The sequence below is a fragment of the Serratia entomophila genome (assembly GCF_021462285.1).
In the GTDB taxonomy this organism is placed as follows: domain Bacteria; phylum Pseudomonadota; class Gammaproteobacteria; order Enterobacterales; family Enterobacteriaceae; genus Serratia; species Serratia entomophila.
Genome location: NZ_CP082787.1, coordinates 3,511,768 through 3,525,487, shown reverse-complemented (window position 1 = coordinate 3,525,487; position 13,720 = coordinate 3,511,768). Strand labels below are relative to the sequence as shown.

14 protein-coding genes are annotated in these 13,720 nt (G+C 61.3%); 13 read left to right on the top strand and 1 reads right to left on the bottom strand.

The features are described 5' to 3' along the window. Positions 1-34: 34 nt before the first annotated feature. The 10 genes from ccmA to mlaA all read left to right on the top strand — a co-directional run bounded on the left by ccmA (position 35) and on the right by mlaA (position 7,887). Complete coding sequence (gene ccmA / locus KHA73_RS17080; RefSeq protein ID WP_234591313.1) at positions 35-667, top strand: cytochrome c biogenesis heme-transporting ATPase CcmA; 633 nt, start codon at positions 35-37, stop codon at positions 665-667. Next, positions 667-1,326, top strand: a complete 660-nt coding sequence (gene ccmB / locus KHA73_RS17075) for a heme exporter protein CcmB (protein ID WP_234585585.1) — start codon at positions 667-669, stop codon at positions 1,324-1,326. The genes ccmA and ccmB overlap by 1 nt, the downstream gene beginning before the upstream one ends. 115 nt (positions 1,327-1,441) lie before the next feature. Continuing rightward, entirely contained in the window at positions 1,442-2,176 is a 735-nt protein-coding gene (locus tag KHA73_RS17070; protein ID WP_234585584.1) for a heme ABC transporter permease, read from the top strand. Beyond that, positions 2,176-2,412 carry a heme exporter protein CcmD gene (gene ccmD, locus KHA73_RS17065; RefSeq protein ID WP_234585583.1) on the top strand — a complete coding sequence of 79 codons (237 nt, stop codon included), beginning with the start codon at positions 2,176-2,178 and terminating at the stop codon, positions 2,410-2,412. Before KHA73_RS17070 ends, ccmD begins: the two co-directional genes overlap by 1 nt. Further along, the gene (ccmE, locus tag KHA73_RS17060) at positions 2,409-2,903 is read left to right on the top strand and encodes a cytochrome c maturation protein CcmE (protein WP_234585582.1); all 495 of its coding nucleotides are present in this window, start codon (positions 2,409-2,411) and stop codon (positions 2,901-2,903) included. The genes ccmD and ccmE overlap by 4 nt, the downstream gene beginning before the upstream one ends. Further along, entirely contained in the window at positions 2,900-4,870 is a 1,971-nt protein-coding gene (locus KHA73_RS17055; RefSeq protein ID WP_234585580.1) for a heme lyase CcmF/NrfE family subunit, read from the top strand. The genes ccmE and KHA73_RS17055 overlap by 4 nt, the downstream gene beginning before the upstream one ends. Next, positions 4,867-5,418, top strand: a complete 552-nt coding sequence (locus KHA73_RS17050) for a DsbE family thiol:disulfide interchange protein (RefSeq protein ID WP_234585579.1) — start codon at positions 4,867-4,869, stop codon at positions 5,416-5,418. The genes KHA73_RS17055 and KHA73_RS17050 overlap by 4 nt, the downstream gene beginning before the upstream one ends. Continuing rightward, a complete protein-coding gene (locus tag KHA73_RS17045; RefSeq protein WP_234585578.1) occupies positions 5,415-5,882 on the top strand; it encodes a cytochrome c-type biogenesis protein in 468 nt (155 codons plus the stop codon). The genes KHA73_RS17050 and KHA73_RS17045 overlap by 4 nt, the downstream gene beginning before the upstream one ends. Beyond that, positions 5,882-7,093 carry a c-type cytochrome biogenesis protein CcmI gene (ccmI, locus tag KHA73_RS17040; protein WP_234585577.1) on the top strand — a complete coding sequence of 404 codons (1,212 nt, stop codon included), beginning with the start codon at positions 5,882-5,884 and terminating at the stop codon, positions 7,091-7,093. Before KHA73_RS17045 ends, ccmI begins: the two co-directional genes overlap by 1 nt. A 32-nt stretch (positions 7,094-7,125) precedes the next feature. Beyond that, the gene (mlaA, locus tag KHA73_RS17035) at positions 7,126-7,887 is read left to right on the top strand and encodes a phospholipid-binding lipoprotein MlaA (protein WP_234585576.1); all 762 of its coding nucleotides are present in this window, start codon (positions 7,126-7,128) and stop codon (positions 7,885-7,887) included. 116 nt (positions 7,888-8,003) lie between these two features. Here the strand turns inward: mlaA and fadL are convergent, their stop codons facing one another. Further along, positions 8,004-9,344: a long-chain fatty acid transporter FadL gene (gene fadL / locus KHA73_RS17030; protein ID WP_234585575.1), complete on the bottom strand. Its 1,341-nt coding sequence runs from the start codon at positions 9,342-9,344 to the stop codon at positions 8,004-8,006. Positions 9,345-9,751: 407 nt separating this feature from the next. Between fadL and KHA73_RS17025 the strand changes: the two genes are divergently transcribed. From KHA73_RS17025 to fadJ, 3 genes are all read left to right on the top strand, one after another. Beyond that, positions 9,752-10,048, top strand: a complete 297-nt coding sequence (locus tag KHA73_RS17025; RefSeq protein ID WP_234585574.1) for a YfcZ/YiiS family protein — start codon at positions 9,752-9,754, stop codon at positions 10,046-10,048. Positions 10,049-10,226: 178 nt separating this feature from the next. Continuing rightward, on the top strand, positions 10,227-11,537 hold the full coding sequence (gene fadI / locus KHA73_RS17020; protein WP_234585573.1) for an acetyl-CoA C-acyltransferase FadI: 1,311 nt from the start codon (positions 10,227-10,229) through the stop codon (positions 11,535-11,537). Then, entirely contained in the window at positions 11,537-13,702 is a 2,166-nt protein-coding gene (fadJ, locus tag KHA73_RS17015; RefSeq protein WP_234591311.1) for a fatty acid oxidation complex subunit alpha FadJ, read from the top strand. Before fadI ends, fadJ begins: the two co-directional genes overlap by 1 nt. Positions 13,703-13,720 lie beyond the last annotated feature (18 nt).

The following is a 13,720-nucleotide window of genomic DNA, read 5'->3' as shown; positions in this document are numbered from 1 at the left end:
ATTCGCTATCCCAAAGAAAAATATGAGTTCCCCGATGCTGGAAGCCAAAAGTCTGAGTTGCGTGCGCGATGAGCGCACCCTGTTTAGCGCGCTGAGCTTTTCGGTGCATCCGGGCGAAATTGTTCAGGTCGAAGGGCCCAATGGCGCAGGCAAAACCAGCCTGCTGCGCATTTTGGCGGGCCTGGCGCGGCCAGACGCCGGGGAGGTTCAATGGCGTGGGCGCAATACGCTGCGCGACCGTGCAAGCTACCATCAAGAATTGCTGTTCCTCGGCCATCAGCCGGGGATTAACGCCATGCTGACTCCCTTCGAGAACCTGCAATTTTATCAGGCGGCGCACCGCACGTCCGATCGTCAGGCCATCTGGCGGGCTTTGGAGCTGGTGGGGCTGGTGGGCTATGAAGATTTGCCGGTGGCGCAGCTGTCCGCCGGGCAGCAGCGGCGGGTGGCGCTGTCGCGGCTGTGGCTCAGCGACAGCCCGCTGTGGATCCTCGATGAGCCGCTGACCGCGATCGATAAACAAGGCGTGGCTGAATTAATTAGCCTTTTTGAGCAACATGCGCAGCAGGGCGGCATGGTATTGTTGACCACGCATCAGGATTTGGCCGGCGCCAACCGGGCGGTAGGCAAAATCAGGCTGACGGAAAGCCGCATGGAGAGCCAGTGATGTTTTTGACCATACTGCGTCGTGAGCTGAAGATTGCCTTTCGCAAAGGGTCGGAGATTGTCAACCCGCTGTGGTTTTTCCTGATAGTGATCACGCTGTTCCCGTTGGGCATTGGCCCCGAGCCGCAGCTGCTGGCGCGCATCGCGCCGGGGATTATCTGGGTGGCGGCGCTGCTGGCCTCGCTGCTGTCGCTGGAGCGGCTGTTCCGCGACGACTATCTCGACGGCTCGCTGGAGCAGCTGTTATTGCTGCCGACGCCGTTGCCGATGGCCGTATTAGGTAAAGTGTGCGCTCACTGGGTCGTGACCGGGCTGCCGCTGTTGATCCTGTCGCCGCTGGTGGCGCTGCTGCTGTCGCTGGATATGCATACCTGGCTGGCGGTGGCCGGCACGCTGCTGCTGGGCACGCCGACGCTGAGCCTGATCGGCGCTATCGGCGTGGGGCTGACCGTCGGGCTGCGCAAAGGCGGCGTGCTGCTCAGCCTGCTGGTGCTGCCGTTGTATATTCCGGTGCTGATTTTCGCCACCGGCGCCATCGACGCCGCTGCCATGGGCATGCCGATCGACGGTTACCTGGCGATTTTGGGGGCGATGTTGGCCGGCAGCGTGACGCTGGCGCCTTTCGCCACCGCGGCGGCGCTGCGGGTGAGTGTGCACTAATACATTGAATTGAAACGCGGTTAACGCCAACAAGAGCGTGTTGCGCCGCAGCAATTTCGTCGTCCCGGCTGCAGGGGCGGCTGACGAATAAAATTTACCGTGAGCAATGACGACAATGTGGAAATGGTTACATCAACTGGCCCGGCCTGAACGGCTGTATCACGTCTGCGGCCGCTTTATTCCCTGGCTGGGTTTGGCGGGCGCCGCCTGCCTGCTGCTTGGCTGGGTGTGGGGCTTTGGCTTTGCGCCGAAAGATTATCAGCAGGGCGACAGCTTCCGCATCATCTATATTCACGTGCCGGCGGCCATGTGGTCGATGGGCATCTACGCCTCGATGGCGGTAGCGGCGTTTATCGGCCTGGTGTGGCAGATGAAAATGTCCGACACCCTGGTGGCGGCGATGGCGCCGATCGGGGCCGTTTTCACCTTTATCGCGCTGGTTACCGGTTCCGCCTGGGGCAAGCCGATGTGGGGCACCTGGTGGGTGTGGGACGCGCGTCTGACCTCCGAGCTGGTGCTGCTGTTTCTCTATATGGGCATCATCGCCCTGTACAACGCCTTTGAGGACCGCCGCCTGGCGGGCCGTGCCGCCGGCATTCTGGTGCTGGTGGGGGTGGTGAACATCCCGATCATTCATTTCTCGGTCGAATGGTGGAATACCCTTCATCAGGGCTCGACCAATATGCAACAGAGCATCGCGCCGAGCATGCGCACCCCGCTGCGCTGGGCGATCCTCGGCTACCTGCTGTTCTTCGTCACCCTCACCCTGATGCGCCTGCGCAACCTGATCCTGCTCCACGAGCGCCAACGCCCGTGGGTCGCCGGGCTGATCGATAAGGAGCGCCAGTGATGAATGCCGCTTTTACTTCCTGGCAGGCGTTTTTCGCCATGGGTGGCTACGCCTTTTACGTTTGGCTGGCGGTGGCCGTTACGCTGCTCTCGCTGCTGGGGCTGGTGGGGCACACCCTGTGGCAGCGCAAACGGCTGTTGAAGGAGATCGGCCGCCGTCAGGCGCGCGAACGGCGCATCCGCCATGCGCAGCAGTCAAAACAACAATCCGCCGCATCGCGGGAGAAAGCATTGTGAATCCACGTCGTAAAAGCCGCCTGTATCTGGCTATTGTGGTGCTGATTGGCGTGGCGCTGACCGCCACGCTGATGCTGTATGCGCTGCGCTCCAACATCGATCTGTTCTATACCCCGGGTGAAATCCTGCAGGGCAAAGGCGAAAACCACGAGAAACCCGAGGTGGGCCAGCGCCTGCGCATCGGCGGTATGGTGATGCCCGGTTCGGTGAAGCGTGACCCGAACACGCTGCAGGTCAGCTTCAAGATTTATGACGCGCGCGGCGCCATTGGCGTCACTTACACCGGCATCCTGCCGGATCTGTTCCGCGAAGGGCAGGGCGTGGTGGCGCAGGGCGTGCTGGGCGAAGGCAACGTGGTCAACGCGCGCGAAGTGCTGGCCAAGCACGACGAAAAATACACCCCGCCGGAAGTGGCCGACGCAATGAAAGATAACCATAAAGGGCCGGCGGAAGCCTATGCCGCGCCGCAGAATGGGGGCAGCAAATCATGATGCCGGAAATTGGCAGTTTCCTGCTGTGCCTGGCGCTGGCGATAGCGCTGCTGCTGAGCATTTATCCGCAGTGGGGCGCGGCGCGCCAGGATACGCGCATGATGGCGGTGGCCCGGCCGCTGACCTACGGCATGTTCGCCGCCATCGCGCTGGCGTTTATCTGCCTGGTGCACGCCTTTGTGGTCAACGATTTTACCCTGGCCTACGTGGCCGCCAACTCCAACACTCAGTTGCCGGTGTATTATCGCATCGCCGCCACCTGGGGAGCGCACGAGGGCTCGCTGCTGCTGTGGGTGCTGTTGCTGAGCTGCTGGTCGCTGGCGGTGGCGCTGTGCAGCCGCAGCATGCCGCAGGATGCGGTGGCGCGCGTGCTGTCGGTGATGGGCATGATCACCGCCGGCTTCCTGCTGTTTATCATCATGACCTCCAACCCGTTCACCCGCACCTTGCCGAACTTCCCGATCGACGGCAGCGATCTCAACCCGCTGCTGCAGGACATCGGCCTGATTTTCCACCCGCCGCTGCTGTATATGGGCTATGTCGGTTTCTCGGTGGCCTTCGCCTTCGCCATCGCCTCGCTGATGGCCGGCCGGCTCGACACCGCCTGGGCGCGCTGGTCGCGCCCCTGGACCACCGCGGCCTGGGTGTTTCTCACCATGGGCATCGTGCTGGGGTCCGCCTGGGCCTATTATGAGCTGGGCTGGGGCGGCTGGTGGTTCTGGGATCCGGTGGAAAACGCCTCCTTTATGCCATGGCTGGCCGGCACCGCCTTGATCCACTCGCTGGCGGTCACTGAAAAACGCGGCACCTTTAAGGCCTGGACGGTGCTGCTGGCGATCACCGCCTTCTCGCTGTGCCTGCTGGGGACCTTCCTGGTGCGTTCCGGCGTGCTGGTGTCGGTGCATTCTTTCGCTTCGGATCCGGCGCGCGGCATGTTTATCCTCGCTTATCTGGTGATCGTGATCGGCGGTTCGCTGCTGCTGTACGCCATCAAAGGCGGCCAGGTGCGCAGCCGGGTGCAGCACGAAACTTTCTCGCGCGAAACCTTCCTGCTGGGCAACAACGTGCTGCTGATTGCCGCCATGCTGGTGGTGCTGCTGGGCACGCTGCTGCCGTTGGTGCATAAACAGCTGGGGCTGGGCAGCATCTCCATCGGCGAGCCGTTCTTCAATACCATGTTCACCTGGCTGATGGCGCCGCTGGCGCTGCTGTTGGGCATCGGCCCGCTGGTGCGCTGGCGCCGCGATGAACCGACCAAGCTGTGGCGCCGCCTCGGCGTGGCGTTGGTGATTACCCTGGCGTTGTCCATTCTGTTGCCGTGGCTGCTGCAGGACAGCATCGCCGGCATGACGGTGGTGGGCCTGATCATGGCGGTGTGGGTGATCCTCCTGACGCTGATGGAGCTGCACGAGCGGGCCACTCATCGCCACGGTTTCTGGCGCGGCCTGACGCACCTTTCCCGCAGCCACTGGGGCATGGTGCTTGGCCATCTCGGCGTGGCGGTGACGGTGATCGGCATCGCGTTCAGCCAGAACTACAGCGTGGAACGCGACGTGCGCATGAAGGCCGGCGACAGCGTGGATATCCATAGCTACCACTTTGTGTTCCGCGACGTGCACGACATCCGCGGCCCGAACTACAGCGGCGGCGTCGGCATTATCGACGTGACGCGCAACGGCAAGCCGGAAGCGACGCTGCACGCCGAGAAACGCTATTACAGCGTGGCGCGCAGCATGATGACCGAAGCGGCGATCGACGGCGGCTTCAGCCGCGATCTGTACGCGGCGCTGGGCGAAGAGCTGGACGACGGCTCTTGGGCGGTGCGGTTGTACTACAAACCCTTCGTGCGCTGGATCTGGTTCGGCGGGGTATTTATGGCGATCGGCGGCATCCTGTGCATCCTCGATCCGCGTTATCGCATGAGCAAAAAGCTTAAGCGTGAAGCCAAGCCGGAGGCGCAATCATGAAGCGCAAACTGCTGTTTATCCCTTTAATCCTGTTCCTGTTGCTGGTGGCGGCCTTTATGGTGCAGCTGGCGCGCAACGCCGGCGGCGAGGACCCGACCCTGCTGGAGTCGGCGCTGATTGGCAAACCGGTGCCCACCTTCAAGCTGGAGTCGCTGGATCAACCGGGCAAAACCTACGATCAGGCGGTGCTGCGCAACGGCAAGCCGATGCTGCTCAACGTCTGGGCCACCTGGTGCCCGACCTGCCGCGCCGAGCATCAGTACCTCAACACCCTGGCGGCGCGCGGCGTGCGGGTGGTGGGGCTTAATTACAAGGATGACCGCAGCAAAGCGGTGACCTGGCTGAATTCGTTGGGCAACCCTTACGCGCTCAGCCTGTATGACGGCGACGGCATGCTGGGGCTGGATCTCGGGGTGTACGGCGCGCCGGAAACCTTCCTGATCGACGGCCAGGGCATTATTCGCTACCGCCACGCCGGCGATATGAACGAGCGCGTCTGGCAGCAGGAAGTGCTGCCGCTGTATAAAAAGTATGGGGGTGAGGCGTGAGGCTGGCGGTCCTGATGTTCGCCGCGTTGCTGAGCTGGAGCGCGGCGGCGGCTATCGATACCTATCGGTTCAACTCGGTGGAGCAGGAGCAGCAGTATCGTGAGCTGACCGAACAGCTGCGCTGCCCGAAATGCCAGAACAACAGCATTGCCGATTCCAACGCCATCATCGCCGCCGACATGCGCACCAAGGTGTATGAGCTGATGATGCAGGGGCAAAGCAAGCAGCAGATCATCGATTATATGGTGGCGCGCTACGGCAATTTCGTCACCTATGAGCCGCCGGTGACGCCGGCGACGCTGATCCTGTGGCTCGGCCCGCTGCTGTTCGTGCTGATCGGCGGCGCGGTGGTGATCCTGCGCACCCGGCGCCGGCCCGACGCGGCGGTGGACGACGCATTCTCCGCCCAGGAACAGCAGCGCCTGGCTGCGCTGCTGAACGAGACTGACAGGAAGAAACCCTAATGGCTTTTTGGCTGACTATTATTGTGCTATTGGTGGGCGCTGCGGCGTTGCTGGTGATCCCGGCGATGCGCCACGGCAAGCAACATGCCGCCACCAGTCGCGATGCGCTCAACAAAGCGTTTTATCAGGACCGCCTCAACGAGCTGGAGCAGGATGAACAGCAGGGGGTGATCGCCGAGCGCCCGGAGCTGGTGAAAGAGCTGCAGCAGAACCTGCTGAACGATATTCCCGGCCGGCAGGAGGCCCAGGCGAAGCCGATCAACCGCTGGGCGCTGGTGCCGGGCGTGTTGCTGTTGCTGGTGGTGACCCTGGGCTTTTATCTGAAAACCGGCGGGCTGGCGCAGGTGCTGGACTGGCGTCAGGTGCAGGCGCAGATGCCGGAGCTGCGCGCGCGCGTCGCCAACGAACGCGCCAGGCCGCTGAGCATGGAAGAGATCGCTCGCCTTGGGCTGGGCCTGCGTACCGCGCTGCAGCAGGACAGCCGCAACGTCAATGACTGGATGATGCTGGGGCGCGTCGGCATGGCGCTGAACAACGCCACCACCGCCACTCAGGCGTTTGCCCACGCATACCGGTTGGATCCGAATAGTCTGGAAGTGCGCCTCGGTTATGCTGAGGTCTTGACGCGTTCCAACGATCCGGAGGATAACAAGCAGGCCGCGCAGCTGTTGCGCCAAATGATCGCGGAGGATCACAGCAATCCGCGCGTGCTGAGCCTGTTGGCGTTCAACGCTTTCGAACAGGGCGATTTCAAACGGGCCATCGGCGCCTGGCAGGTGATGTTGAAACTGCTGCCGGCCAATGATCCGCGCGCCGAGGTGATTGCGCGCAGCATTGCGCAAGCAAAAGCACAGTCTGGCGAAGAAACTGTTAAACTTGCTGTTAATGTGACGTTATCGCCGGAGGCGAGTCACGCGCTGCCGCAGCAGGGGACGCTGGTCATTTCGGTTACCGACGGCGTTAGCCCGGTGCCGGTTGCGGTGAAACAACTGCCCCTGAGCCGTTTTCCGCTGTCTTTTTCTCTGGATGACAGCAATGCCATGATGCCCGAGCGGTTACTTTCGGCTCAGCATCAGGTGAAGGTGCGCGTGCGTATTTCTCAGGACGGCCTGGCCACGCCGCAGGCGGGCGACTGGTTCGGCGAGAGTGCGCCGCAAAACTTCAGCGGCAAAGAGCAGGTTGACGTTCAAATAAATAAGCAGGTTCCCTGAAAAAGACCGAACGTGTTTTTATGGAGAAAAATATGAATTTTCGCCTGACTGGGCTGGCTTTCGCAACGGTGTTACTGGTGGGCTGCGCCAGCGCGCCGGACAATGAATCGCAAGGGCGCTCCGATCCTCTGGAAGGGTTTAACCGGACGATGTTCGACTTCAACTACAACGTCCTGGATCCTTACGTCTTGCGCCCGGTGGCGGTAGCCTGGCGCGATTATGTGCCGATGCCGGCGCGCAACGGCCTGAGCAACTTCACCTCCAACCTGGAAGAGCCGGCCAGCATGGTCAACGCCTTCCTGAAGGGGGATCCGTACCGCGGGATGATCCACTTTAACCGCTTCTTCCTGAACACCCTGTTGGGGATGGGCGGCCTGATCGACGTGGCCGGCATGGCCAACCCGAAACTGGCGCGCGAAGAACCAAACCGCTTCGGCAGCACCCTGGGGCACTACAAGGTCGGCTACGGCCCGTACGTGATGTTGCCGGGCTACGGCAGCTTTACCCTGCGTGAAGACGGCGGCGACTTTGCCGATACACTCTATCCGATGCTGAGCTACCTGACCTTCTGGATGTCGGCGGGCAAATGGGTGGTGGAAGGCATTGAAACCCGCGCCCAGTTGCTGGATTCCGACGGCCTGCTGCACAACTCGTCCGATCCTTACGTCATGGTGCGCGAAGCTTACTTCCAGCGTCACGACTTTATCGCCAACGGCGGCTCGCTGAAGCCGGAAGAAAACCCGAACGCCAAGGCGATTCAGGGCGATTTGGACGAGATCGACTCGGCGCAATAAGCCGCGAGCGAACGAATATGAAAACCCGCCGTCCGGCGGGTTTTTTTTATGGCTCAATAATCGGAAAAGAAAAAGCGCCCCGTGAGGCGCTTTGGTTTCTATGCCGATAAAAGCGCTTAGAAACGGTAGTTGAAGTTGGCGCCGTACAGCCAGGCCTTACCCACAGAATCGAAGCTGTATGGGCCTTCTTTGATGCTGACTTTTTGGCCGTGCATGTAGGAAACCCCGACGTCAACCGACGCGTCTTTGTTGAACGCATAGGTGGTACCGGCGCTCAGCCAGAAACGGTCCTGATCCGGGATGGAAATGGAGCGGTTCTGTGCCGGCACCGGGCTGTCATCGAAGGCGATACCGGTGCGGAAGGTCCAGTTGTCGTCGTAGAAGTAGGTGGTGCCCAGCGCGATGCGATAAGCGTCGCGGAAGCCTTCATGCTTTTGGAACAGCGTCTGGCCGTTGTTGCCGGTGGCTTTCAGCTCCTGGAACTGGCTCCAGCTGGTGTAGGCCAGGCTGTAGTGAATAGCCCACTGCGGCGCCACTTTGTTGTAACCGGACAGTTCCCACATTTCCGGCAGGTTCAGGTCCAGAGAGCCGGGGATGGTGTTGCCGCTGGTGCCCCAAGGCAGACCGGCGCCCAGAGCTTGTGAAATAGGGTTGAATGCCGTAGGCAGGCTGCTTTTGTAGTCGCCGTCAAACTTGATTTTCACTTCGGAGCGGTAAGTGAAGCCGTAACGGTTGTTTTCGTCCACTTCGTACAGGATGCCGGCGTTCCAGCCGTAGCCCCATTTATCACCCTTCAGGTGTGAAATCTGGGTGTCGGCAGGCATTTGAGCAATCTGCCCGGCTTGCTGTGGGGTAAGTTTACCGGTTTGCAAACCCTGAGCTGCGAGCAGTTTCGGCAGGTCGCCGGCATAACGCTCAAGCTTGGCCTTGGCGTAAACGGCGTCGAAGCCCAGGCCGAAGCTGAAGTGCTGGTTCAGGCGGTAAGCGCCGCTCAGGTTCAGGTTCAGGGTTTCCAGGTCGGTTTTACCGCCCATGGAGCCTGCGGCATAGCCGTCGTTGTATTCAGTGGCCAGGCCGAAGTTGCTGGTGACCGAGCCGCCGACCGCGAACTGATCGTTAATCGGGTGAACATAGTGCAGGTTCGGCACCCAGGCGGTCGGTGCGATGTTTTTGGCGTCCAGGCTGGCACCGGATGGCGATTTGCCTGAAATGTCTACGTCGGGATCGATAAATACTGCGCCGATAGAGAATTCCGGGCGCGTGTACATCATCAGAAGAGCCGGGTTACGGCTGGCGGAAGCCGCGGTATCCGCCATGGCGCCTTCGCCAGAATACGAACGTCCTAAACCAGCTGCTGAAAACTCGTTCAGCTGGAATCCTGCGGCAGACACGTTTGAAGAAATAATTGCCACTGCAGCTGCGAGAGCTGATTTAGTAAATAGGTTTTTCTGGCTCATGACCAAAACCTCATTATGTGTTTATTATTTAAACTATTGTTACACGAGGTAACAAGGAGCGCGGGATTGTAGGGTCCGTTATCGTTCAGACAAATCAGACCAGTGGCTGAATTATAGGTCCGACCTGTGAAAATGTTGCAACTTTGTTTTTCAAATATTTCCTGTTTGATATCAAAAAAGAGATCTGCTTAACAAAAAGCCAGCACCTTATAACAAAATTCTGACCATTCCTTAGCAGACGCTCAATTTTATTTGTGATTTCCATCACTTAAAACACCTATAAAAAGTAAGTGCTAGTGATTGATTGCCCGGCGGAGTAAAATGGCCGCAGAAATTTGCGGCTTTGCGCCGGAAAGTAAATGGCCGTTTGGGCCCGCCTGAAGAGGGGCCCCTGAGGAGAATCAACTATGTCAGATGCAATTAATAAATGCAGCGCCCAGGAAACCGCAGCCTGTTGCTGCGTGGATGTCGGCACCGTAATGGATAATACCGATTGCACCGCATCCTACAGCCAGATGTTTAGCAATCAGCAAGATGCGCAAGCCATGTTGGCCGCGCTGACCGAAAAGGCGCGTGCGGTGGAGTCCGACCCGTGCGACATCAGCAGTAGCATTAAATCGGTTGACGGCGGCGTGCAACTGGCGGCCGATTTTACCTTCGCCTGCCAGGCGGAAACCCTGATTTTCCAGCTCGGCCTGCGTTAATCTCCGCATTAAACCCCGGCGCGGGTTTGCCGCGCCGCTTCCCCGATAGAAAGTTGCTCCTGCTCGCAGTTTTGATCTCTGGCGGTTTGCCAAATGTAACCATTTAGTTAACAATGACCTCATCAGGTCAGACCTCTTTCTGCCCGTTGCGCTGGCGTTATTTTCTTCAGGAGCGTTTATGAGTAAGGCACTGCCGTTGGTGACCCGTCACGGTGACCGTATCGCGATTGTAAATGGACTGCGTACCCCCTTTGCCAAACAGGCGACCGCCTATCACGGCATTCCGGCGGTGGATCTGGGAAAAACGGCGGTGAGCGAGCTCTTGGCCCGCAGCGGCATTGACCCGGCGCTGATTGAACAGCTGGTGTTCGGCCAGGTGGTGCAGATGCCTGAGGCGCCGAATATCGCGCGTGAAATCGTGCTCGGCACCGGCATGAGCGTGCATACCGACGCCTACAGCGTGTCGCGCGCCTGTGCCACCAGTTTCCAGGCTATCGCCAACGTAGCGGAAAGCATCATGGCCGGCAGCATCAGCATCGGCATCGCCGGCGGCGCGGACTCTTCTTCGGTGCTGCCGATCGGCGTCAGCAAGGCGCTGGCGCGCACGCTGGTGGACGTCAACAAGGCGCGTACCCTTTCTCAGCGCCTCAAACTGTTCAGCCGGCTGAAATTCCGCGATCTGATGCCGGTGCCGCCGGCGGTGGCGGAATACTCCACCGGCTTGCGCATGGGCGACACCGCCGAGCAAATGGCGAAAAGCCACGGCATCACCCGCGAGGAGCAGGACGCGCTGGCGCACCGTTCGCACCAGTTGGCGGCCAAAGCCTGGGAACAGGGGTTGCTGCATGATGAGGTGATGACCGCCTATGTGCCGCCGTACCGCGCGCAGGTGACCGAAGACAACAATATCCGCAAAGACTCCAGCCTGGCCTCTTACGCCAAGCTGAAACCGGCGTTCGATCGCAAACACGGCAGCGTGACCGCGGCCAACAGCACGCCATTGACCGACGGCGCGGCCGCGGTGCTGATGATGAGCGAATCGCGCGCCAAAGAGCTGGGGCTGCAGCCGCTGGGGTACCTGCGCAGCTTCGCCTTCGCCGCCATCGACGTATGGGAAGACATGCTGCTTGGCCCGTCTTACGCCACGCCGCTGGCGCTGGATCGCGCCGGCATCGGCCTGGCCGACCTGACGTTGATCGACATGCACGAAGCCTTCGCCGCGCAGACTCTGGCCAACCTCAAAATGTTCGCCAGCGATGAGTTCGCGCGGCAAAAGCTGGGGCGCAGCCAGGCGATTGGCGAAGTGGATATGGACAAGTTCAACGTGCTGGGCGGCTCGATAGCCTACGGCCACCCGTTTGCCGCTACCGGCGCCCGCATGATCACCCAGACGCTGCATGAGCTGAAACGCCGTGGCGGCGGGCTGGGCCTGACCACCGCCTGCGCCGCCGGAGGGTTAGGCGCCGCAATGATCGTGGAGGTGGAATGATGAGCTTCGAAAATGCATTGCACGAACAGCGCGCCAAACCTTCAGCCTTTCAGCTGACGCTGCGCCCGGACAATATCGGGGTGATCACCATCGACGTCCCGGGCGAAAAGGTGAATACGCTGAAGGCCGAGTTTGTCGAACAGGTGAATGACGTGCTGCTCAAAGCGCAGCAGCACACCGCGTTGGAAGGGCTGGTGATCATCTCCGGCAAGCCGGATTCGTTTATCGCCGGCGCCGACATCACCATGATTGCCGCCTGCACCAGCGCCAAAGAGGCTGAAACGCTGGCGAAGAAAGGGCAAAGCACGCTGGCGCAGATCGCCGCTTTCCCGGTGCCGGTGGTGGCGGCTATTCACGGCGCCTGCCTGGGCGGCGGGCTGGAGCTGGCGCTGGCTTGCCACAGCCGCATTTGCTCGCTGGACGAGAAAACCGCGCTCGGGCTGCCGGAGGTGCAGCTGGGGCTGCTGCCTGGGTCTGGCGGCACCCAACGTTTGCCGCGGCTGATCGGCGCCGACAAGGCGCTGGATCTGATCCTGACCGGTCGGCACGTCCGGGCGCGCCAGGCGCTGCGCATGGGGCTGGTGGACGACGCCGTGCCGCAGTCGATTTTGCTGCAAACCGCCATCGAACGGGTGAAGCGGGGCTGGCAAAGCAAGCGCGAGCTGCCGTGGCAGGCGCGTTTGCTTAATGGCCCGCTGGGCCGCAGCCTGCTGTTCAGCATAGTGCGCAAGAAAACGCTGGAGAAAACCCACGGCAATTACCCGGCGGCGGAACGGATCATTCAGGTGGTGCGCACCGGGCTGGATCAGGGCAGCGCCAGCGGTTATGAAGCGGAAGCGCGCGCCTTCGGCGAGCTGGCGATGACGCCGCAGTCGGCGGCATTGCGCAGCCTGTTCTTCGCCTCCACCGCGCTGAAAAAAGAGCGGGGCGGCAACGCGCAGCCACACGCGCTGCATCGCGTCGGCATTCTCGGCGGCGGCCTGATGGGCGGCGGCATCGCCTGCGTGACCGCCACCCGCGGTGGATTGCCGGTGCGCATCAAAGACATTAACGAAACCGGCATCAACCATGCGTTGAAATACAGCTGGGACATTCTCGGCAAGCGGGTGCGCAGCAAACGCATGCGCCCGGCGGAGCGGCAAAAGCAGATGATGCTGATCTCCGGCTCGACCGACTATACCGGTTTTGAACAGGCAGATATCGTGGTGGAGGCGGTGTTTGAGGATCTGGCGCTCAAGCAGCAGATGGTCGCTGAAATTGAACAGCATGCCGCGCCGCACACCGTTTTCGCTTCCAACACTTCGTCGCTGCCGATTGGCCATATCGCCGCCAAGGCGCAGCGGCCGCAACAGGTGATTGGGCTGCACTACTTCAGCCCGGTCGATAAAATGCCGCTGGTGGAGGTGATCCCGCACGCCGGCACCAGCGAAGAGACTATCGCCACCACCGTGGCGCTGGCGCACAAGCAGGGTAAAACGGCCATCGTGGTGGCCGACCGGGCCGGGTTCTACGTTAACCGCATTCTGGCGCCTTATATTAATGAAGCGGCGCGCTGCCTGCTGGAAGGCGAGCCGATCGAGTCGCTGGACAAAGCCCTGGTGGACTTCGGTTTCCCGGTGGGGCCCATCACCCTGCTGGACGAGGTGGGCATCGACGTCGGTACCAAGATCATTCCGGTGCTGGTGGCGGAGCTGGGCGAACGTTTTGCCGCCCCGGCCGCGTTTGACGCGGTGCTGAAGGACGGGCGCAAGGGCCGCAAGAACGGCCGCGGTTTCTACCTCTACCCAAGCGAAGGCCAACAGCGCCAGCGGCGCAAGCGCGCCGACACCTCGGTGTACCTCCTGCTGGGCGTGACCCCGAAATCGCATCTGCAGCCGGCGACCATCGCCCAGCGCTGCGTGATGATGATGCTGAACGAAGCGGCGCGCTGCCTGGACGAAGGCGTGATATGCAGCGCGCGCGATGGCGACATCGGTGCGGTGTTCGGCATCGGCTTCCCGCCGTTCCTCGGCGGCCCGTTCCGCTATATGGATGAGCTTGGCGCCGGGACGGTGGTGAAAACGCTGGAATACCTGCAGCAGCGCTACGGCGAGCACTTCGCCCCCTGTGAAAAGCTGCGGCGCATGGCGCAGCAGGGGGAGCGCTTTTACCCGCAGGGGAGCTGAACGCAGGGCGGCCCGATT

Bases quoted from the DNA above. Each gene is read 5' to 3' on its own strand.
- ccmA (WP_234591313.1), top strand. From the start codon at position 35: ATGCTGGAAGCCAAAAGTCTGAGTTGCGTGCGCGATGAGCGCACCCTG.
- ccmB (WP_234585585.1), top strand. From the start codon at position 667: ATGTTTTTGACCATACTGCGTCGTGAGCTGAAGATTGCCTTTCGCAAA.
- KHA73_RS17070 (WP_234585584.1), top strand. From the start codon at position 1,442: ATGTGGAAATGGTTACATCAACTGGCCCGGCCTGAACGGCTGTATCAC.
- ccmD (WP_234585583.1), top strand. From the start codon at position 2,176: ATGAATGCCGCTTTTACTTCCTGGCAGGCGTTTTTCGCCATGGGTGGC.
- KHA73_RS17055 (WP_234585580.1), top strand. From the start codon at position 2,900: ATGATGCCGGAAATTGGCAGTTTCCTGCTGTGCCTGGCGCTGGCGATA.
- KHA73_RS17050 (WP_234585579.1), top strand. From the start codon at position 4,867: ATGAAGCGCAAACTGCTGTTTATCCCTTTAATCCTGTTCCTGTTGCTG.
- ccmI (WP_234585577.1), top strand. From the start codon at position 5,882: ATGGCTTTTTGGCTGACTATTATTGTGCTATTGGTGGGCGCTGCGGCG.
- mlaA (WP_234585576.1), top strand. From the start codon at position 7,126: ATGAATTTTCGCCTGACTGGGCTGGCTTTCGCAACGGTGTTACTGGTG.
- fadL (WP_234585575.1), bottom strand. From the start codon at position 9,344: ATGAGCCAGAAAAACCTATTTACTAAATCAGCTCTCGCAGCTGCAGTG.
- KHA73_RS17025 (WP_234585574.1), top strand. From the start codon at position 9,752: ATGTCAGATGCAATTAATAAATGCAGCGCCCAGGAAACCGCAGCCTGT.
- fadI (WP_234585573.1), top strand. From the start codon at position 10,227: ATGAGTAAGGCACTGCCGTTGGTGACCCGTCACGGTGACCGTATCGCG.
- fadJ (WP_234591311.1), top strand. From the start codon at position 11,537: ATGAGCTTCGAAAATGCATTGCACGAACAGCGCGCCAAACCTTCAGCC.